Genomic DNA, 1050 nt, shown 5'->3' with positions numbered 1-1050 from the left:
AACTCATGCTTATCTTGGGTAAATCCCACCATCAATCGCGAAAGCGCTGCACTGTTTTTATCGATTAACCAACCATATTGCACATTAAGATAGTCGGCATTGTGGGCAAATTCACTCAGATCCTTACCGTTTTGCCTGAAGGTATCGACATGGCTATCGTCTAATAATTCAATGGCATACATGGTTTTGGTATCGAGGGCGTAGAACGGCTTACTGATATAAGCGTGTTTGGCTTGGCCATCGTCGTTGTCGTAAAACTCTGCGGCGATGATGCCGTGCTCGATAATGCTGATGGGGGCTTCAAAGCCGAATTTGTAGCCAGTGCGCGCCTCATCCGATTGATATTTAACGCGGGTGCTAATGCCAGTGCCGAACAGGTTATCTTCCTTTACCCCGAAGGAGTAGCGGTTGTCGCCGCCAGAGCTACTAAAACTGGCAGTGGGCAACAGTGACCAGTTATCCCAGGTTTCAATCACAACCGTCTCACTATCGGACTTGCTATCGGCTTCGGGGTCTTTTTCAGTGAGATACACTTTGGCGTCCCGGATATAGGATTCGGCCCGCAGCAGGCGCTGAGATTCGTCGAGATCCTTTTGGGTGATCGTGTCTTGCTCACCGAAGGTTAGCCTATCGCGCACGACATATTCTTTGGTGTTGATATGCAGATAGTTGGCCCAGCGATGGATAAAAAAGGCTTCTGGGTCCGATTCGTCAAAAATGGGGTTGCTCAGTACCACAATATGCTGGATGCGCTTTGGCGATTCAGGCGGAGTAGGCTCCTTGGGAGAAGAGGCGGCAGCATTGGCTTGAGTGGCGCCGATGATGCAGATCGCGCAACAAGGTAGAATGCAGGCATCGCGCATAATTTTCTGCATTATCAGTGACTCCCCATGGCTTTGAAGACTGCAGGTTCAGTAGTCTGTCGCTGCAGTTTACAAATCAATAACACATGTTCAGTGGGCATTAGTCAAGCAAACATTTAAATAAAATAATGATGTTACATAATGTTCGCTTAAGAATACTGCTGGCCTTGCGGCCAGCGATGAGGGG

1 pseudogene is annotated in these 1050 nt (G+C 48.6%); it reads right to left on the bottom strand.

The features are described 5' to 3' along the window. Positions 1-875, bottom strand: a pseudogene (locus ACRCZA_RS16115) (hypothetical protein); the annotation flags it as partial. Positions 876-1050 lie beyond the last annotated feature (175 nt).

Source organism: Shewanella sp., from assembly GCF_051658185.1.
Classification (GTDB): domain Bacteria; phylum Pseudomonadota; class Gammaproteobacteria; order Enterobacterales; family Shewanellaceae; genus Shewanella.
Note: the sequence above shows the minus strand (reverse complement) of the source record. Positions and strands in the feature narration are given on the sequence as shown.